The sequence below is a fragment of the Anaerotignum sp. MSJ-24 genome (assembly GCF_018918145.1).
Lineage (GTDB): Bacteria > Bacillota > Clostridia > Lachnospirales > Anaerotignaceae > Metalachnospira.
The window spans coordinates 539,414-559,077 of the sequence record NZ_JAHLPX010000007.1 but is presented as its reverse complement, the minus strand read 5'-3'; the positions used below and the strand labels follow the sequence as shown (position 1 = coordinate 559,077).

Genomic DNA, 19,664 nt, shown 5'->3' with positions numbered 1-19,664 from the left:
GACTGCGGCTATTTTACTGATTATATTCTTAACCTTTATCTTCATTCTTCTACCTCCTCTTTTAGTCATAACGAAGTGCATCGATAGGATTGAGCTTTGCTGCTTTCTTCGCCGGCATAAAACCGAAGAATATGCCTATTCCGGCGGATATGCCGAAAGAAAGAAGAACAGAATTTATAGATGGTTGAACTCTCATCTGCTGTTGGAACATTCGGACTATTACCTGTGAGGCAGCCGCCGAAAGCAGATAGCCAAGCGCTATTCCTATCAGACCGCCCAAAGCACTCGTTACTCCGGCTTCAATTACGAACTGCGCAAGTATATACCGCTCCTTCGCACCGAGTGCTTTTCTTATACCGATTTCCTTCGTTCTTTCCGTTACCGATACGAGCATTATGTTCATAATTCCGATACCACCGACAACAAGTGATATACCTGCAATAAGTGTAAGTATCGTAACCATTATATTACTCATTCGTGTAAATTCTTCAAGATATTCGGAAATGCTCGAAACATAAAATGCATCACTGCTTCCGAAATATTCCGTAAGCTTATCCTCTATGAGCTTTTTGGCATCAGCCGCTTTGTCGCTATCCTTAAAGGAAACCGCAAAGCTGTCTATGTTTCCTTTGCCCGAAAGCCTTGACACTGTCGAATACGGAAGGAATATACAGTTATCAGCCGAATATTCCGAACCGTCACCTTTTTTTTCCATTATACCGATAACCTTATAATCAGAGCCCGCTATTTTTATAGACTCGCCTATGCCTCGTCCGGCAAAAAAGCTCTGATTTATATATGTACCTATAACGCACACCTGCATTCTTTTTTCGCAGTCTATGTACTGTATATTTCTTCCTTTATCTACCTTTAAACCTTTTATATCAAAATACTGCTCATTTACACCGGCCACCTGTGTTGCACCAAGTGTACTTGTGCCTATCTTGATTGTACCGGGTGAACCGGAAAGCTCCGGTGATGCTTTATCAAGCAAATCCTGATTATCATCAACTATCTCCTGCATATCATCAGCAGTAAGATATTTGTCACCTCGTCCATAAACATAAATTGAAAAAGAATTTGTTCCCATACTTTCGAAGGATTCTCTCATATATATATCCATACCGTTTCCAAGACCGGTTATAACGATAACGGCGGCAACACCGATGATAATGCCGAGCATGGTAAGTATTGATCTTGTTTTATTCGCCGCTATATTTTTAATGGCAAGCGAAAAACATTGTGCAAAATTCATTCTTCCTCCTCCTCTGCTCCATCGCCTGCATGCATGCCGAATTCGGAATGAACAAAAGCATCTGGATTATCGGAAGGCCCGTCATATACTGCTCTTCCGTCCTCAAGCCTTATTATTCTCTGTGCCGTTGCGGCGATTGAGTTATCATGGGTAATCAGCACAACGGTGTTTCCTGCCTTATGCAGCTCCTGGAGAATTTTAAGTACATCGCGACCAGTTTTGGAGTCCAAAGCACCTGTCGGTTCATCGGCAAGTATAACCGACGGGTGCCCGACCAAAGCTCTTGCTATGGAAACTCTTTGCTGCTGACCGCCGGAAAGCTGATTGGGAAGGTGCTTTGCCTTTTCTGCAAGACCTACGCTTGCCAGAGCCTCTATTGCTCTTTTCAATCTTTCCGCCTTTCCTACGCCGGCATACATAAGTGGCATTTCAACATTTTCTTCAAGATTGAGCTTAGGCAGAAGATTGTACTGCTGGAATATAAATCCAAGCATTTCGTTTCGTATTTCCGCAAGCTGATTTGTGTTCATCTTTCCGACATTTTTTCCGCCGAGAAAATATTCACCTTCGCTTGGAACATCCAGACAGCCTATTATGTTCATACAGGTGGATTTACCGGAGCCGGACTGACCGACAATAGCTATAAATTCGCCTTTATATATTTTAAAGCTGATATGATCCGCAGCTCTAATTATTTCATCACCCATGTGATAAATTTTAGATACGTCCCTAAATTCAATTAACGGAGTATTTTCCATTTTCTACTCCTCCTTATCAGCCGGCACTGGCATAATACACACCGTCACCATAGTTCATACTGTCATCATAGTTACTCTGCATTATGTATGCTATCTGGTCGCCTTCGTTAAGACCGCTCTTTATTTCTATGTAATCCGTATTGCTTACGCCGATTTCAACAGTTGTATATTCATAGCCTTCGGGAACGGAAGGATCATCGGATTTGTTTCCTGTATAAACAAGCACCTGGTTGCCTCTTGATACAGCGGAAACAGGAACGCCGATTACGTTATGAACTTCGTTTGCAATGATTTCCGTACTTACGTTCATTCCGGGAAGAAGATCTCCGAAATCGTCTATCTGTACCTCAACGGGATATGTTGTTACATTATTATTTGTTGTTCCGGCAAGATTTACCGATGTTATTTTTCCCGTAAATTCCTGATCGGGAAGTGCGTCCGCCTTTATTTTAACGCTCTGGCCTACCGAAACCTTACCTATATCAAGCTCATCAACATTCATTGTTATCTTAAGGTAAGAAAGGTCATAGATAATACAAAGCTTTGTGCCTGATTCGATTGTATCTCCGGCCTTATAATCCTTTGTGATTACCGTACCGTCGATTGGTGATTTTATCGAATAATCTTTAAGATTGTTATACTGCTTTTCTATTGCCTTCTGTGATGACCTAACGCTGTCGGCCGCAGACTGTACATTGTCTGTTAAATCATCACTATGAAGAACAACGAGTGTTGTTCCGGCAGAAACTCTCTGACCTTCTTTAACGGGAATTGAAACTACGTCTCCGCCTACCTCGGCAAGTACTTCTCTGTTTTCCTTAAACTCAAATTTACCGCTTGATGTGGAACCGCTTGAACCAACCTCAGCCGTTGCAATCTGGCTTTCTGTTATAGCTCCGGGATTTTTAACCGTTATTTTTACATCACGTACAATCATATTTCCGTCTACCGCATATGATGCACCGCTGATTTCCGAAACAGTACCGTTGATTGTTTCAAAAGAACCGTAAAGAGTTACAACTGCCGCCTGTCCCACATGGAAAGAAGCCGCCTCATCAGCCGGGAACGAAAGCTTAATAGTCATTTCCGAATCATCACGAATAGTAGCAACCTTCTGGCCTGAACTTACCGTATCGCCTTTTTTCACATCAATGGACATAACCGTACCGGTAACCTTTGTTTTAACATTAAGGTCATCAAGTGATTTTAATGCCTTATCATAGTTTCTCTGTACACTTGTTGCGGAAAGCTCCGCTTCTTCTATTGTTGACTGTGCGTCTGATGAATCCATCTGATAGAGCACCTGATCTTTTTTTACAATATCGCCCTTTTCAAAGCTGTCGGAAACAATATCTCCGGCAATAAGTGTTGCAACAGTATACTGGTCGGCCGGCTGTAATGTACCACTGCCCGTAAGTGACTCGGTTATATCCATTCGGTCGGCTGTCGCATAGCTGTAAAGTGATGTATCATCAACGGTAGCATTGTTTTTCGGAACAAGTTTAACTACAATAAATATTACGACAATAATTGCTATTATCGAAATAATCTTTTTCTTTTTTGACATTTGAGAGATTTTAGCCCCAACTTTATTCTTCATTTCAGAAATCCTTTCTATTTATTTTTTGCTTTTCAATCTTCTGACAAGTTCACTTTTATGTGTAATCTTGGACAATATTCCCGAAAGCTGTCTGCGTTCCGCTTTACTCAAAGGCGAAAGAAATTCCGCATTATAATCGTTATACATATCAATTATTGCACTGCTTTTCTCTCTGCCCTTATCGGTAAGCTCAAGATTAACGCGCCTTGAATCCACGGTCTGTTTTTCCCTTATTATATATCCTTCCTCAGAAAGCTTATCAATAACCCTTGACATTGCCGGAGTATCAATACCGCACAGCTCTGCCAGTTCTTTCTGCGAAAGGTCTTCTTCGCCGAAAACGCCTATAAGCATCAATGCCTTTGCCTGATTAAAAGGCATGCCGGAATTTGTAAGATATTTCTTCAGCTCAAAATTATACTGAGTAATAAATTCTGAATATAATAGTCCTGTCTGTTCCATTTTGTTACCTCCCCGTATTTATTTAATCGTCAAACAATTATGTATATTTTATGCCAAGCCATAATTATTGGCATAAACCCACACTAATTGTAATCTGAAATTATCATATGTTGAAATATACCAAAAGTCAATTAAGTGTTTCTTAAGGTTTTTTTACAATAATTATCTGCCATATTGATTTTAATTTTGTACAAAACTATAATGTTAGTATATACTAACAAGGAGTGATATTCCAATGAAAAATTATGTAGAATTGTCAAGACGGCATTTTAATAAACAGGCTAACCAATACGACAGCAACACAAGCGAATATTATTCCGGCCCAGCAAAGATAAGCTGTGCCGATGTCCAAAAATTTCTGCTCAACCAAAAATACGAAACTCTGCTTGATGTCGGCTGTGGAACAGGCTGTCTACTTGAGCATCTCTCCAACTGCAAAAACGCCGAATATTACGGCTTGGATTTATCAGAAAATATGCTTGAAATTGCAAGATCAAAAAACATCAAAAACGCAGAGCTTGTACAGGGCTATGCCGACAGCCTGCCCTATGATGACAACAGCTTCGACATTGTAACCTGCATACAGAGCTTTCATCATTATCCCGATCCGGACAAGGCAATGCGTGAGGTATATCGTGTGCTCAAGCCAAACGGACTTTACATACTTTCGGACACAGGCGTCGGCGGCATAGGTGCTTGGTTTGACAACAACATTCTTTTCAAGCTTATGCAAAGCGGCGACTGCCACACCGGAAACCGAAAGGACTTGGCAAGGCGTATGGAGAAAAACGGCTTCAGAAAGGTAAAAAGCAAACAGCTTAAAGGGTTCATTTATACCGTAATCGGACAAAAATGAGGAGGAATATATCGATTTAATACCCATACTTAAAAATCTTTATATTGAACCGGAGGAATTTTTAAAACCTATTAAAGAGGTGAAAATATAATATATTAAAAAAGACTAAAAGCCAACAATCACTTTTAGTCTTTTCTTTTGTCATATAAATTATTTTGCGTTAGTAATTGCCAAGCTGTCATTCACGCCCATGCTTTCATCGGCAATCATATCGGCCATGCACTGTGCAATAGCCGCACGATCCACATTTCTATTGGACGGCTGTATTCCTTCTTTTGTCAGTTCATACTTTTCATTATCACCGTTCTGTATTCCGGGACAACGCAGTAATGTAGTAACTGCATTGCTTGCCGCAATAACATCGGCGGCCTCGATATACTCCGGTCTTTGCTTCGCATATCGGTTCAGCATCATTCCACGTACACCTGTGATTTCGTGATGAATTCCCATTCCTGTAATCCATATAATTCTTTTAACAGTGGTTTTATCCAATGCAGCTACAATATTTTTAGCCATTGTCAGTACATCGCCTTCAAGTGAGCAAAAGAGAATATCCTGCCCTTCCATAGCTCGGAGTACATCTTCCTCATTAAGTGCATCGCCCTGTATTATATTAACGCCCGTCATATCCATATCCGAAAACTTCTGCGGATTTCTCACAAAGGCCGAAAGCTCAATACCTTCTGTTTTTGCATTTTGCGTGTAATGTACTTTCCGGTATGTCCAGCAGCTCCAAAAATAACAACTTTTTTCATATAATATTTCTTTACCGGAATTGCGGTATTTTTTATAAGCAATTATTCATTATTGCTTTTCTCATACGAAACAGATTCCAGAACTTTTTCGGCTTCACCCTGCATTTCATTCTGAAGCATCTGCATTGCATAAACTGCGGAATTTACAATTCGTACTGTATTTCCTTCCACTATAAATGTAATTCTGTCACCGCTTTCAACTCCGAGTATCTGTCTTATATCCTTCGGAATTGTAACCTGTCCTTTGGACATAACCTTAGCATTATCAAAAAATGTATTTAAAGCCATAATATGTTCCTCCTTACATAAAGTAGGGATAATAGGATTTTCCCTACTTTTATTATATTCGGAAATTAGCCAAAATCACCATAAATCTAAAATTTTTTATACAAAATAGCTGTCACCGAGTTTCCAAAGTGACAGCTATTTTTCACACTATATTTTACAAAATAACATCTATTAATTTATGATTGATTACGTCCACAAGTCCCTTATCCGTAAGACCGAGCTCCGGAACAGTCGGCAGTGATATAAAGCTGAGTGCCATAAACGGTGCATCCATTTCACAGCCGAGCGCCTTTGCCGCATTATTCATAACATCAAGCTGTTCGGCTACCTCTTCCGCAGTGCCTTCGCTCATGAGTCCGCCTATTGTGAGTGCCATATCTGCTGTAACTCTGCCGTTATCCACAACGCACAGACCGCCTTTTATTTCTGCGATATGGTTAGCCGCAAGTGCCATATCCTCATCATTTGTTCCTACAACGACTATATTGTGATGGTCATGTGACATTGAATATGCCATTGCACCCTTCTTTATTTTAAAGCCCTTTACAAAGCCAACGCCTATTGTTCCCGTCTTTCCGTAACGCTCAACAACGGCAAGCTTAAGATAGTCCTTGTCTATATCACACACAAGCTTTCCGTCCTTAACCGGAAGTGTATCGTGCAGCTCGTTATTAACTATCTGGCCGTCAATAAGCTCTATTATTCTTGCCTTAGCTCTGCCGTTATGTATCTTTTCTTCCGGACATTCCAGCTCAAAGCGTTCCGCATAAACCGGCTTAAGCAGATGAACCGTATCCTTAATCCAATCAGGATATTTTCTTATTTCCGGCTTTGCGGTAAGCACACCGTTATCGGCAACAGGTTTTCCTTCAAACCAGACCTCCTTCGGCACAATTTTCTCGATACTGTCGCAGAGAATAATATCCGCAAGACGTCCGGGAGTTATACTGCCGATTTCTTCCTCCATACGGAAATGCTTTGCTGTATGAATTGTTGCCATCTGGATAGCCGTCATCGGCGAAAGACCAAGCTCAATGGATTTATTTACATTATAGTTTATATGTCCTTCGTTTTTAATATCGTCGATATGCTTATCATCTGTACAGAACATAATATTATCGGTAGGAATATTGTTGGCAACAATGCCCTTAACAAGCGTTTCAACATTTCTTTCGGTACTGCCTTCACGTATAAACACCTTTATTCCGACACGAAGTCTTTCAGTCATTTCCTGTACAGTAACACATTCGTGGTCATCGGAAATGCCCGATGCGGCATATATATTGAGCTCCTGTCCGAGTCTGCCTATTGCATGGCCGTTTACAACCTTGCCTCTTTTCAATGCGGAAAGGATTTTTTCTATATACTGATCCTCTCTTGTTATCAGTATTTTAGACGAATCCATTTCGCCAAGGCTTATGCTCTTGTCCCATTCAAGAAGACCGTCTACCTCTTTAGCTCCGAGAACTGCGCCTGTTGTTTCCAATCCGGGAGCAGTCGGAACTCTTGAGGAAACCTCGATAAGCATACGATAAGGCAGTTTCTCAATGGATTTAAGCATTTCTCGCAGACCGTCCTCTCCGGCGGCATTGGCAATCTCCATAAGGTCGGCAAGCATGGTTGTTGTGCCGCATGGAACGACAACGGACGCAAGCGCCTCCGGCGAAAGCATTGTAGACTCAAAGTGCATATGAGCATCAATAAAGCCCGGTACTGCATAGAGTCCGGTACAGTCCTTAATTTTATCCGCTTTGAGATTTGCATTTTTATCTATTGAAACAATTCTTTTGCCTTTTATATACACATCAGTTTCAAATATCTCCCCGGAAAATACATCAACAAGCTTAACATTTTGAAGCTTACAGTCGCATGGAATTTCTCCAAGACCACAGGCGATAAGTTCTTTTGTTTCCTCAAGTGTTCTCATGATTGACCTCCTAAAAGCATATATTTCACCAATATTCAAAAACTATTAAAACATTTGTCCCAAACTTTTATAAATTTATTTTGATATTGCATGTATTCCGCTATTTATGAAATTATACATCAGTTCTGCCAGTTCTTCAACCGAAGTATCGAAATCACTGTTTATCCACAGGTCTATTGTGTTTATTGCACCCATAACAATCAGATTATAAACATACTTTTTATTAGTTTCATCAAGACCGAGATTAAATCTTTCTGCCATAAGCTTGTCCAGCGTGACGTGCATAAGACGGTAACTAAAAGAATAATCCGAGCTATTATTGAGCAGTATATGATAAGCATAACCGTTTTCTTTTATATAGTAAAGAAATGTTTCAAGCATGGATATTACAAGCGTATCCGATTTCAAGTTTCCGAGAAACTCACCGAGTTTTTCAAGTACCTCGTCTTCTGCCTCTTTAACAAGCTCAAACTGATCTCCGTAATATTTATAAAAAGTTGTTCTGTTCACATCAGCATTATCGCAGATGTCCTTTATTGAAATTTTATTTAGCGGCTTTTTATCCATCAGCTCAATAACGCTCTCACGAAGAAGCTTTTTGGTCATCTGTACGCGTCTGCTTTCTTTATTTTCTTTATTTTCTTTATTATCTTTTATATTTTCTTTCATTATAATAGCCTCCGAATATTATATTAAAATTATATAAGAAAATCAACAAAGTGTCAACAAAGTGTTGATTTTGATACAATGTGTGCACATTTGTCTATTGAAATCCAACCGATAAAGGGTATATAGTTAATAATAAAACATTGTATAATTATATATAGTTAATAATAGAACATTGTATAATTAAAGGAGTAATATACCTATGTCATATAAGATTATTCTTGACAGCTGCGGCGAATTAACCGAAGAAATGGCTTTAAGCGGACATTTTACCAACGTACCTCTTACTCTCGAAGTTGGTGAATATAGAGTTGTTGACGACGAAACATTCAATCAGGCTGCGTTTCTCAATGCGGTTGCTTCAACAACAGCCTGCCCGAAATCGGCTTGTCCTTCTCCCGAACAGTTTATGAAAGCTTACGACTGCGATTGCTCTCGTATTTATGTTTTTACTCTTTCGGAACAGCTCAGCGGCTCATATAACAGTGCAATGCTTGCAAAAAAGCTTTATGAAGAAATTAATCCATATGTTAAAATATATGTTTTCAACAGTCGTTCAGCCTCTGCCGGCGAAACAATAGAAGCTGCAAAGGTTATGGAATTCGAAAAACAGGAGCTTTCCTTCGAAGAAATAGTCAAAAAAACCGAAGAATATATTTCAAGCATATCTACCTACTTTGTTCTTGAGGATTTAAGCTTTCTTGAAAGAAACGGTCGTCTTACCGGTGTTAAAAAGATTGCCGCAAACCTTCTGCATATCGTTCCGATAATGGCAGGAAGCAAAGAAGGCACTATTTATCAGGTGGGTCAGGCAAGAGGCATAAATAAGGCACTTACAAAGCTGATAAATCTCATTTGCGAGGAATGTGTGAAAAAGAAAACGCAGACTCTCATCATTGCACAGTGCAACTGCATGGGCAGAGCTTTGGATATTCGTGAAAGAATACTTGCCGTTGTTCCCAATCTTAAAATAGTAATCAACGCAACCAGAGGCGTTTCCAGCCTTTATGCCGGAAACGGCGGCATTATATTCGCATTTGATTAATAATACAAATTTTAACTGCCTTTGTATAAAATAAGGCAGTTTTTTTATGTTATAGACGTTTACAGTCAAAAAAGGAGCATTTAAATGGAAAACAACAAATACTGGCTTCACAGAATTTCACACGAATGGGACGCAGCTTATAAGTTTTTATCGGAAGGCTGGCTCACAATCGGCTGGTCATCGCTTTATGACAGCGGAATAGACAAGGTCAAAGATGTAAAAGAATTTGAAAAAATAATGACTGAACATAACTACAACATATATCGTTCCCGTTGGAGCTTATGGAATTTTCTGAATTTCGGATATAACGATTATGTTGTTGTACCTCTGTTCAACAGAAAATTTTCCGTTTACAGAATAAAAGGACAGGCTTTGCCTATCACAGAGCTTCCGAATTTCGACAGTTTCAAATCTGAAAACAACGACATTATTTCGCATGACAGCAACGGTTTGCTATACCGCCCGGAAAGCTCCGAAAATGTAGATTTAGGCTTTATGATAGAGGTTGAGCCTATAAAAACACAGCTTTCGAGAAATGAATACGCCGATGGAAAGCTTACGGCAAGAATGAAAATACGCCAGACAAATGCCGACATTTCCGATTTAGCCGAAAGCATAAACAAAATAATAAATGCCGATACTCCGATAAATTTATACGCTTCGTTAATTGACACACTTGCGGAGAAATTGCTCGATATAATAAAAACACAGCTTAATCCCGATAAATTCGAGCTTCTTGTAAAATGGTACTTCAACAAAATCGGTGCAACAAACACATACCGTCCGGCAAAAAACAGTTCTGACAAATACGACGGAGCCGATGCAGACATAGTTGCGGAATTTGAGCCGCTCAAAATAATATTTTATGTTCAGGCTAAATTACATGACGGCAGAACCTCACAATGGGCTGTTGAACAGATTTCAAAATATAAAAATCAGCATGAATTTGCGGCAGGAGATTATTTCATCATTCCATGGGTAATATCCACAGCAGATAGCTTTTCCAATGAGGCAGTCGTAATGGCACAAAATAATAATGTACGCCTTATCGGCGGAATAGAATTTGCTCAAATGCTTATTGATTCCGGAATAACTGATATAAATAAGGCGTTTGAATGAGGTTTTATGCACCAAAAAAGAGCTTTTTCAAGCCCTTTTTCTTTTTAACCCACTTTTTAATTTTTACTTATTAATATCGAATTCAGTAGCAACAACTGTGCTATTGTCGAAATTCGTTTCATTGTCAAGATATTTTTTCTTCGCCTTAACGAGTGCCTCTTTCTCGTTTTCGGCATAAACATCTATGCTTATCTGGCGTATCTGTGTTATATCAACAGTATATGCCCTTTTTGTCTCCATTTTTCTCAAATCCTTTATATTCAAATATTTTTATATATTTATGAGTAATCCCTCAAGTAGGCGCTTGAGGGATTGTTTTGGGGAGTAAATTTATCTCAGACCTAATATCGAAATAAATTTATTTGAGGAAGTTTATTGAATTTATGTACACACAAATTTGTGTAGGTACCTTTTATTTACAGGAATAAATTAATTATTCTTTTCTGCATTGTATTTTTTGAGTGCTTCTGTAAGCTTAGGAATGATAACATTAACATCGCCTACAACACCGAGATCAGATACTGAGAAGATAGCTGCTGTATCGTTCTTGTTGATTGATACAACGAACTCTGAATTTTCCATACCTGCAACGTGCTGGATAGCACCTGAAATACCGCAAGCAATGTAAAGCTCAGGTCTAACAGTCTTACCTGTCTGTCCAACCTGTCTGTCGCTTTCAATCCAACCTGCGTCAACGCATGATCTTGATGAAGCAACCTCACCGCCGAGCTCTGCCGCACATTCTCTAAGCATATCAAAGCCCTTAGCACTGCCGATACCACGACCGCCTGATACAAGGATCTTAGCTTCTGTAATATCAACAGCTTTCTTTGTTTCTTTAACCTCTTCGAGGATTTCTACGTTCATATCTGCTGCTGTAAGAGCAACGTCAAGAACCTTAACTTCGCCTGTCTTAGAAGCGTCTTTTTCAAGAGCCTTCATAACGCCAGGACGAACTGTAGCCATCTGAGGTCTATAATCTTTACAAACGATAGTAGCCATGATGTTACCACCGAATGCAGGTCTTGTCATTAAAAGAAGTTTTGTTTCTTCGTCGATTGCGAGGCCTGTGCAGTCTGCTGTAAGACCTGTATGTACTCTGCCGGCAACACGGGGAGCAAGGTCACGACCGATTGATGTTGCACCGAAAAGTACGATGTTAGGCTCGCATTTAGCGATTAATTCTGTAAGTGCCTTTGCATAAGGCTCTGTTGTGTAGCTCTTAAGTACGGGATTATCTATTACAACTACTTCGTCAGCACCGTAAGCATAAAGCTTAGCTGCTTCTTCTTTGATTTTGCTGCCGAGTACAACTGCTACAACCTTTTCTCCGAGATCAGCCGCAAGCTTTGTTGCCTCGCCAATAAGCTCTTTGCCTACCTTAGCAAGTACGCCGTCTCTCTGTTCTGCGATTACATATATATCTTTGCTCATTGTATTATATCCTCCCTTCATCAAATGATGTGCTTCTCAATAAGCTTATCCATGATTGTCTTAACAGCCTCGTCTGCTGATACGTTGATAACTGTACCTGCGCCCTTAACCTGCTTTGTGAATGACTGCTTAACATTTGTAGGTGAGCCCTTAAGTCCGATGAAATCAGGATTAAGGTTGTTCTTTACATCTTCAAATGTAAGAACCTTAACTTCCTTATTGTAAGCATTTACGATACCTGATACTGTCATGTATCTGGGCTGAGCAAGCTCTGAAAGTGCTGTTATAAGGCAAGGAGTTTTAACCTTGAGTAACTGGTATCTGTCTTCGAACTGTCTTTTTACAACAACAGCTCCGTCCTCAGCTGTCTTTACCTCAGCAGCGTATGATACCTGAGGAATTCCAAGCTGTTCAGCAATCTGGGGACCAACCTGAGCTGTGTCACCGTCGATTGCCTGACGTCCTGTGATGATTAAATCATAATCAAGTGTCTTAAGTCCGGCAGCGATAACATGTGCTGTTGCATATGTGTCTGAACCGCCGAATGCTCTGTCGCTCATAAGGATTGCGTCATCGCAGCCCATAGCAAGAGCTTCTCTTAATGCTACATCAGCCTGAGGGGGTCCCATGCAGACTACTGTAACTGTACCGCCAAGCTGCTCTTTTAATGTAAGAGCAGCCTCGATACCTGCTTTATCGTCGGGGTTGATGATGCTGGGGACACCATCTCTAATAAGTGTATTTGTTTTAGGATCAAGTTTTACTTCCGTTGTATCCGGAACCTGTTTGATACATACTACTATTTTCATTGTAGTTCTCCTTTCTCCAGTTAATTACAGCTTCATTGTTCCTGAAATGATCATCTTCATTGCTTCAGATGTTCCTTCATAGATCTCTGTGATCTTTGCATCTCTCATAGCTCTTTCAACAGGATATTCTCTTGAATAACCATAGCCACCGAAGAGCTGTACACAGCCTCTTGTTACTTCGTTAGCTGTTTCAGAAGCGAAGAGTTTACACATAGCTGCAAGAGGAGCATAGTTACCATGTTTATCTTTTTCAACAGCAGCTCTCCAAACCATAAGTCTTGCTGCATCAACCTTTGTCTGCATTTCTGCAAGCTTGAACTGTGTATTCTGGAATTTGCTGATGTTCTTACCGAACTGTTTTCTTTCTTTTACATATTTAATAGCTTCGTTGATTGCACCCTGAGCAATACCAACTGCCTGAGCACCGATACCGATACGGCCGCCGCCAAGAGCTGTCATAGCGATTTTATATCCGCCGCCTTCTTTACCAAGAAGTCTGTCTGCGGGAACTTTTACATTTGTGAATGCAACTTCACAGTTTGAAGCCGCTCTGATACCCATACGAGGGATGTTTGTACCAACTGTGATACCTTCCATTGTTCTGTCAACGATGAAAGCTGACATACCCTTAGGTCCTTTTGACTTATCTGTAAGAGCGAATACTACGAATGTATCAGCGATACCTGCGTTTGTTGTGAACATTTTTGATCCGTTAAGGATATAGTAATCTCCGTCTTTATCAGCTGTTGTCTGAACACCTGAAGCGTCTGTTCCGGCATTGGGCTCTGTAAGTGAGAAAGCACCGATTTTTTCACCGCTGATAAGAGGTCTTAAAAATCTTTCCTTCTGCTCGTCTGTACCGTTTTCATAGATACAAGGGCAGCAAAGTGATGTATGAACTGAAAGTGTGATACCTGTTGAAGCATCAACCTTTGAAAGTTCTTCCATTGCTAATGTATATGTAAGAACGTCGGCACCTGCACCGCCAAGTTCCTGGGGATAAGGTATACCAAACATATGAGCTTTCTGGAGTTTGTCAAGAAGTTCTCTGGGATATTCCTCTTTTTCGTCCATATCTCTTGCGATAGGTCTAATTTCGTTTTCAGCGAAGTTATGGAATAATTCCTTACATAACTGCTGTGTCTTAGTTAATTCAAAACCAACCATTATTTTTCCTCCTTAAAAAGTTGTAATATATTTGGGCGGCGTTTGAGCCGCCCTTTTAGTATCTACACTCAATTAATTACATCATTCCCATGTTTGCAAGAGGAATAAATACGAAGAGTGTGATGATAGGAATTATGATCTGTGTAATAGCTATATCGAAATAAGCTTCTTTATGTGTAACCTTGCAGATTCCAAGAAGAGTAATCTGTGCACCCTGATGAGGGAGTGAGTCGAGTGTACCTGCTGCGATTGCACCAACACGGTGGATATATTCGGGAGCAACACCGAGTGATACGAAGAGGTCCTTAAGAGCGTTGAATGCAACACCCATACCACCTGAAGCTGAACCACAAGCACCGGCGCAGATAGCAACTGCAACTGCTACGAATACAAGAGGACTGATGTTCATGTTCTGAACCTTAGCGATAAGGTCTGCGAAGCCCTGTGTGTTCTGAACAACGCCACCGAAACCAACTACGATAGCTGTGTTGAGGATAGAAACACCTGAGTCTGCTGCACCTTTGTTGAATACTTTAACCCATTCATTTATGCCGCCCTTAACTCTCTTGAACATTGTAACTGTTGCAACGATAACACCAAGCATAACTGATGTTTCAACAGGAAGCTTGATTACGTTGAAGCAGATAAGGATAACAGCGATAGGGATGATTGAGATGATGAAGTTAGGAAGATCATCTTCGTCAGCACCTTCAAGTTCTTCAGGATCAAGAGCTCTAAGTGTAGGATCATCGAATACAATACCCTTCTTTGTGAACTGTTTTGCTCTCATTTCGAGCCATACAAAGATAAGTACGAACTCAACGATTGAAGCAATTAATGAAGGTGTGAACGCTGCTGTTGAAGGTGTACCAAGGTTTGTCATAGCGATAACGTTCTGGATTGAAGGTGAACCGGGTGCTGTCATTGACCATGTCCAACAACCTGCTGATATAGCAGCGGGAAGAAGTCTTCTTGTGATATTAGCACGTTTGAACATCTGGAGAGCGATAGGATAGATAACGAAGAATACAACGAAACCACTAACGCCACCGAATGTAAGGAGACCTGTGATGCACATGATGATAGGTGCAACAAATTTGTCTCTTGATACTTTTGAAAGTGTCTTAGCAATTGATGCAGCTGCGCCTGTGAACTGATATACAGCACCGAAGAGCGCACCAACAAAGAATACTAAGAAGTAGTTTGATACGTAATTTGCTGCTGCCGGCATGAATGCTCCCTTGAGAGTTTCAAGAATAGGCAGTTTAAAGCAAACGATTACGAAGATACTTACAAGTGGAGCAAGTATAAGTGCATTAAGCTGTTTGAATGCCAGTAAGCTGAATAAAATAAGTGCTACCAGCAGAACTATGATTCCGAACAAATTAGTTTCCCCCTTTTAAATTATTTTTTATTGTAAATTAATTTGTTAGACTGAATTTGTTTCACTTAGTTAAAGTATGAAAACCCTTAATTAATGCTTTAATCTGTATTTAGTTTTTATTTGGCGGCTGTCCGATTCGGACAAAGCGGACAACCGCCGGTTAATATATAATAGGAACTTTTTGGACTAATTTAATTACTTTTTAGCAGCTGACATAACCTGTTTAGCAATGATAACCTTCTGGATTTCTGAAGTACCTTCATAAATCTCTGTGATCTTTGCATCTCTGTACATTCTTTCAACAGGATATTCCTTCATGTAACCATATCCGCCATGGATCTGCATTGCAAGGTTTGTTACCTCTCTTGCTACCTTTGAGTTATGAAGCTTGCACATTGAAGCCTCTTTTGTATAAGGTTTGCCTACTGTACGAAGGTATGCTGCATGGTATACCATCCATTTTGCTGTTTCGATTTCTGTTGCCATATCTGCAATGTACCACTGGATTCCCTGAAGCTTTGAAATAGGTTTTCCGAACTGTACTCTCTGCTCGATATATGAAAGTGATTCATCAAGAGCGCCTTCTGCAAGTCCGAGTGCGATTGCTCCTACACCGATTCTTGCTCCGTCAAGTGAGTTCATTGCGATTCCGAAGCCTTTGCCTTCCTGGCCTACAAGGTTTGCCTTGGGAACACGGCAGTCATCGAAGAAGAGCTCTGCTGTTTCTGAGCATCTGATACCCATTTTGTCTTCAATCTTACCTGTTGAGAAGCCCTTCATGCCTTTTTCTACAATGAATGCTGACATACCCTTTGCACCGAGTGAAGGATCTGTAAGTGCGAATACTAAGATAGCATCTGCTCTTGCTCCGCCTGTGATGAAGCATTTGTTTCCGTTAAGTACATATTCATCTGTTGCAGGATCATAAACTGCTGTTGTCTTTGCTGATGCAGGGTCTGATCCGGCACAAGGCTCTGTAAGTGCGAATGCTGTATAATATCCTTCTTCTGCGATACGAGGATAGAATCTCTGTTTCTGCTCCTCTGTACCGTATTTTTCAAGAGCCTGTACAAACATACCATGTACAGCAAGGATTGTTGCTACCGCACCGTCTTTTTTAGCGATTTCTTCAATAGCTATCATTCTTTCGATGTCTGTTGCTTCGGGTCCGCCGTATGATTCGGGAACGCCGATTGCTGTAAGTCCCATGTCTGCCATCATTTTGAATACATCTACAGGGAATACGTCTTTTTCATCATTTTCTTTTGCTCTGGGGCCGATTTCCTTTTCGGCAAGCTCTCTTACCATCTTCTGAAGGTCAAGCTGATTTTCATTAAATTCAAAATCCATAATCTCTTCTCCTCTTAAATAAATTTTAAATTTTGGTTGTCTGTCTGATTGAACCGGACAGGAGCGGTCCCCTATCGAGTCCATAATATAAAAATTTTTTTAATCCACAGGAAGCCGGATTGCTCCGGGCTCCCTGTGTTTACAATAAATATGAGCAATTTTATAATTCAACGGATTTGAGCGAATCCGCCAAATGCAGTGTTAAATATCAGTTAATTATTGTTTTTAAATTATTTACCTGTGAACTTAGCAGCTCTCTTTTCGATGAATGCGCCAACGCCTTCGTTCTTGTCAGCTGTTGAGAAAAGAAGACCATTAAGGTCAGCTTCAAGGTTAAGTCCGTCAGCGATGCTGAGGTCTCCGCCCTTGTTTGCTGCTACTTTACAAGCTGCAACACCAAGAGGTGATTTTGTAAGGATTACATTCATCATTTCTTTAGCTGCGTCAAGAAGTTCAGCAGGCTCAACTACTTTGTTTACAAGACCGATTCTGTAAGCTTCTTCAGCTGTTACGTTTCTTGCTGTGAACATAAGCTCTTTAGCAATTCCGGCACCAACAAGTCTTGTAAGACGCTGTGTACCACCGAAGCAAGGCATGATACCAAGGTTTACTTCAGGCTGGCCAAAGATAGCCTTTGTGCTTGCAATTCTGATGTCACAAGCCATAGCGATTTCATTTCCGCCGCCAAGAGCATATCCGTTTACAGCAGCGATAACGGGTTTCTCAAGATCTTCGATTGCCTGGAAGCAGCTCTGAGCAAACTTAGAAGCAGCTCTACCCTGCATACCGTCAAGAGCAAGGAATCCGTTGATGTCAGCACCAGCTACGAAGAACTTTTCGCCGGGAGCTGTTACGATAACACCCTTAACTGTGTCGTCTTCAGCGATTGCTTCAAATACTGTTTTGATTTCGCCAAGCATTTCTGTTGAAAGAGCGTTTGCTTTAGGTCTGTTTAATGTAAGAACTGCTGTACCGTTTTCTTCAACTTCGATAATGATGAATTTGATGCTGTCTTTTAAATCTAATAATGCCATAATATTTCTCTCCTCTTCTTAAATATTAATGTTTTAAATAGATGTTTTAATATTGTCAAAACGGTTATCCCGTTCTGTTTTTTATTTAATGTAGCTTATCGGCTTTTAATTAAAGTCCCATTGGCTCATCTTTGAAGATTCTTGCATCCATAAGCTTAACTTCGCCGTCTGTCTTAGGTTCAAATCCCATAAGGTCGATAACCTGTGTCTTTACATCGATTCCGGGAGCAACCTCTGTAAGGTATACACCGTCTTTTCTAAGCTCGAATACTGCTCTTTCTGTGATGTACATTACAGGCTGGTTTGTTTTGTTAGCGTATGTACCACTGAATGTAATCTGTTCAACGTCCTTGATGAATTTCTTCTCTGAACCTTCTTTATCGATTACAAGCTTACCATCTTTAATGCTTGTTTTAAGACCTGCTGTTGTGAATGTACCGCAGAAGAATACTTTCTTAGCATTCTGTGTTATGTTGATAAATCCGCCGCAACCTGCGATTCTGGGACCGAATTTACTTACGTTTACGTTACCTGTTGCATCAGCCTGTGCAAGTCCGAGGAATGCAAGGTCGATACCGCCGCCATCGTAGAAGTCGAACTGATAGTTCTGGTTGAGGTAGCAATCAGCGTTTACTGCTGCACCGAACATTGAACCGCCCATTGGGATACCGCCTACGGGACCGGCCTCAACAGTAAGTGTCATGTAATCGCCGATACCTTCTTCGTTAGCAACCATTGATACGTATTCGGGAACACCGATACCAAGGTTTACTACTGAGCCTTCTGTAAGTTCCATAGCAGCTCTTCTTCCGATGATTTTCTTAACTGTAAGAGGAATTGCACCAACTGCACCTGCAGGAGCTGAAGCCTCGCCTGTGAATGTAGGATCATACTGAAGTCCGATGCACTGTTCATGGTCAGCGGGCTCTGAAACAACAACTGCATCTACATAAATTCCGGGAAGCATTGTAAGCTTAGGATCAAGTGTGCCTGCTGCTACAACTCTTTCAACCTGAACGATTACGATACCGCCGCTATTTTTAACAGCCTGAGCCATTGATGTTGCATCAAGAGGTGTAACCTCCTTATGAAGTGTAACATTACCTGTTGTATCAGCATATGTACCTCTGATGAATGCTACGTTGATAGGCATTGTCTTATAAGCAAGTCTTTCTTCGCCAAGAATGTCAACTACGCTAACAATATCTTCTTTTGTAACTTCGTTGAGTTTACCGCCTTCAACTCTGGGGTCAACATATGTATTAAGACCGACATGAGTAACAGTTGCAACCTTATGTGCAGCTATATCTCTGAACATCTGGGAAATAGCGCCCTGAGGGAAGTTATAAGCTTCGATTTTGTTATCAACAATCATTTTTCCAAGATTGGGAGCCATGTTGTAATGACCTGCGATTACTCTCTTTGTCATTCCTTCATGTGCGAAGTGGTCAGCACCGCTGCCATCTCTGTTTCCCTGACCTGCTGCATAAATGTATGTAAGATCTTTAGGTGAACCTGTTTCAAGGAATCTCTGCTCAAGAGCCTTTGAAAGAGTTTCAGGAAGTCCGCAAGCTACGAATCCGCTTGTTGTAATTGTATCTCCATCTTTAACAAGCATTGCAGCTTCGGCACCGGTTAATACCTTAACTGTTCTCATTATCTGTTTACCTCCTTGAGAAATAAGTTTGAGAAATTAATTTGTAAAATAAATAGATGTTTTTATGTTTTTTGGATGTTTAACATTTAACTAACTAT

20 protein-coding genes are annotated in these 19,664 nt (G+C 40.5%); 4 read left to right on the top strand and 16 right to left on the bottom strand.

Features of this window, described 5'->3' with window-relative positions; genetic code table 11:
* Positions 1 to 61: 61 nt before the first annotated feature.
* Genes KQI66_RS08985 through KQI66_RS08970 form a run of 4 tightly spaced genes read right to left on the bottom strand, consistent with a single transcriptional unit; the run spans position 62 to position 4,075 of the window.
* Entirely contained in the window at positions 62 to 1,255 is a 1,194-nt protein-coding gene (locus KQI66_RS08985) for an ABC transporter permease (RefSeq protein ID WP_216428739.1), read from the bottom strand.
* Positions 1,252 to 2,013, bottom strand: coding sequence for an ABC transporter ATP-binding protein (locus tag KQI66_RS08980; RefSeq protein WP_216428737.1), 762 nt, complete (start codon positions 2,011 to 2,013; stop codon positions 1,252 to 1,254). The genes KQI66_RS08985 and KQI66_RS08980 overlap by 4 nt, the downstream gene beginning before the upstream one ends.
* 16 nt (positions 2,014 to 2,029) lie before the next feature.
* On the bottom strand, positions 2,030 to 3,613 hold the full coding sequence (locus KQI66_RS08975; protein WP_216428735.1) for an efflux RND transporter periplasmic adaptor subunit: 1,584 nt from the start codon (positions 3,611 to 3,613) through the stop codon (positions 2,030 to 2,032).
* A gap of 18 nt (positions 3,614 to 3,631) precedes the next feature.
* Complete coding sequence (locus tag KQI66_RS08970) at positions 3,632 to 4,075, bottom strand: MarR family winged helix-turn-helix transcriptional regulator (RefSeq protein ID WP_216428733.1); 444 nt, start codon at positions 4,073 to 4,075, stop codon at positions 3,632 to 3,634.
* A 235-nt stretch (positions 4,076 to 4,310) separates the two neighbouring features.
* Between KQI66_RS08970 and KQI66_RS08965 the strand changes: the two genes are divergently transcribed.
* Complete coding sequence (locus tag KQI66_RS08965; RefSeq protein ID WP_216428732.1) at positions 4,311 to 4,931, top strand: class I SAM-dependent methyltransferase; 621 nt, start codon at positions 4,311 to 4,313, stop codon at positions 4,929 to 4,931.
* 10 nt (positions 4,932 to 4,941) lie between these two features.
* A complete protein-coding gene (locus KQI66_RS11630) occupies positions 4,942 to 5,022 on the top strand; it encodes a DUF7724 family protein (RefSeq protein ID WP_442859973.1) in 81 nt (26 codons plus the stop codon).
* 59 nt (positions 5,023 to 5,081) lie between these two features.
* Here KQI66_RS11630 and KQI66_RS08960 read toward each other — a convergent pair whose 3' ends face one another.
* The 4 genes from KQI66_RS08960 to KQI66_RS08945 all read right to left on the bottom strand — a co-directional run bounded on the left by KQI66_RS08960 (position 5,082) and on the right by KQI66_RS08945 (position 8,570).
* Positions 5,082 to 5,693, bottom strand: coding sequence for an NAD(P)H-binding protein (locus KQI66_RS08960; protein WP_330655103.1), 612 nt, complete (start codon positions 5,691 to 5,693; stop codon positions 5,082 to 5,084).
* A gap of 35 nt (positions 5,694 to 5,728) precedes the next feature.
* Positions 5,729 to 5,974: an AbrB/MazE/SpoVT family DNA-binding domain-containing protein gene (locus KQI66_RS08955; RefSeq protein WP_216428730.1), complete on the bottom strand. Its 246-nt coding sequence runs from the start codon at positions 5,972 to 5,974 to the stop codon at positions 5,729 to 5,731.
* Between the two features lie 154 nt (positions 5,975 to 6,128).
* Positions 6,129 to 7,901 carry an adenine deaminase gene (gene ade / locus KQI66_RS08950; RefSeq protein WP_216428728.1) on the bottom strand — a complete coding sequence of 591 codons (1,773 nt, stop codon included), beginning with the start codon at positions 7,899 to 7,901 and terminating at the stop codon, positions 6,129 to 6,131.
* 75 nt (positions 7,902 to 7,976) lie between these two features.
* Positions 7,977 to 8,570, bottom strand: a complete 594-nt coding sequence (locus tag KQI66_RS08945; RefSeq protein ID WP_216428726.1) for a TetR/AcrR family transcriptional regulator — start codon at positions 8,568 to 8,570, stop codon at positions 7,977 to 7,979.
* A gap of 199 nt (positions 8,571 to 8,769) precedes the next feature.
* On the opposite strand from KQI66_RS08945, the gene KQI66_RS08940 reads away from it, so the two are divergent.
* Positions 8,770 to 9,612 (top strand): DegV family protein, encoded by an 843-nt coding sequence (locus tag KQI66_RS08940; protein WP_216428724.1) that lies wholly within the window; start codon positions 8,770 to 8,772, stop codon positions 9,610 to 9,612.
* Between the two features lie 84 nt (positions 9,613 to 9,696).
* Complete coding sequence (locus KQI66_RS08935) at positions 9,697 to 10,731, top strand: restriction endonuclease (protein ID WP_216428721.1); 1,035 nt, start codon at positions 9,697 to 9,699, stop codon at positions 10,729 to 10,731.
* A 63-nt stretch (positions 10,732 to 10,794) separates the two neighbouring features.
* Here KQI66_RS08935 and KQI66_RS08930 read toward each other — a convergent pair whose 3' ends face one another.
* The 8 genes from KQI66_RS08930 to KQI66_RS08895 form a co-directional block, all read right to left on the bottom strand.
* Positions 10,795 to 10,971 carry a hypothetical protein gene (locus KQI66_RS08930; protein ID WP_216428719.1) on the bottom strand — a complete coding sequence of 59 codons (177 nt, stop codon included), beginning with the start codon at positions 10,969 to 10,971 and terminating at the stop codon, positions 10,795 to 10,797.
* 189 nt (positions 10,972 to 11,160) lie between these two features.
* Positions 11,161 to 12,165, bottom strand: a complete 1,005-nt coding sequence (locus tag KQI66_RS08925; protein ID WP_216428717.1) for an electron transfer flavoprotein subunit alpha/FixB family protein — start codon at positions 12,163 to 12,165, stop codon at positions 11,161 to 11,163.
* Positions 12,166 to 12,185: 20 nt separating this feature from the next.
* Positions 12,186 to 12,974, bottom strand: coding sequence for an electron transfer flavoprotein subunit beta/FixA family protein (locus KQI66_RS08920; RefSeq protein WP_216428714.1), 789 nt, complete (start codon positions 12,972 to 12,974; stop codon positions 12,186 to 12,188).
* A gap of 24 nt (positions 12,975 to 12,998) precedes the next feature.
* Complete coding sequence (locus KQI66_RS08915; protein WP_216428712.1) at positions 12,999 to 14,141, bottom strand: acyl-CoA dehydrogenase family protein; 1,143 nt, start codon at positions 14,139 to 14,141, stop codon at positions 12,999 to 13,001.
* Between the two features lie 76 nt (positions 14,142 to 14,217).
* A complete protein-coding gene (locus tag KQI66_RS08910; RefSeq protein WP_216428711.1) occupies positions 14,218 to 15,525 on the bottom strand; it encodes a GntP family permease in 1,308 nt (435 codons plus the stop codon).
* Between the two features lie 195 nt (positions 15,526 to 15,720).
* On the bottom strand, positions 15,721 to 16,875 hold the full coding sequence (locus tag KQI66_RS08905) for an acyl-CoA dehydrogenase family protein (protein ID WP_216428709.1): 1,155 nt from the start codon (positions 16,873 to 16,875) through the stop codon (positions 15,721 to 15,723).
* A gap of 230 nt (positions 16,876 to 17,105) precedes the next feature.
* Entirely contained in the window at positions 17,106 to 17,909 is an 804-nt protein-coding gene (locus KQI66_RS08900; RefSeq protein ID WP_253287715.1) for an enoyl-CoA hydratase-related protein, read from the bottom strand.
* 109 nt (positions 17,910 to 18,018) lie between these two features.
* Complete coding sequence (locus KQI66_RS08895) at positions 18,019 to 19,566, bottom strand: acyl CoA:acetate/3-ketoacid CoA transferase (protein WP_216428707.1); 1,548 nt, start codon at positions 19,564 to 19,566, stop codon at positions 18,019 to 18,021.
* Positions 19,567 to 19,664 lie beyond the last annotated feature (98 nt).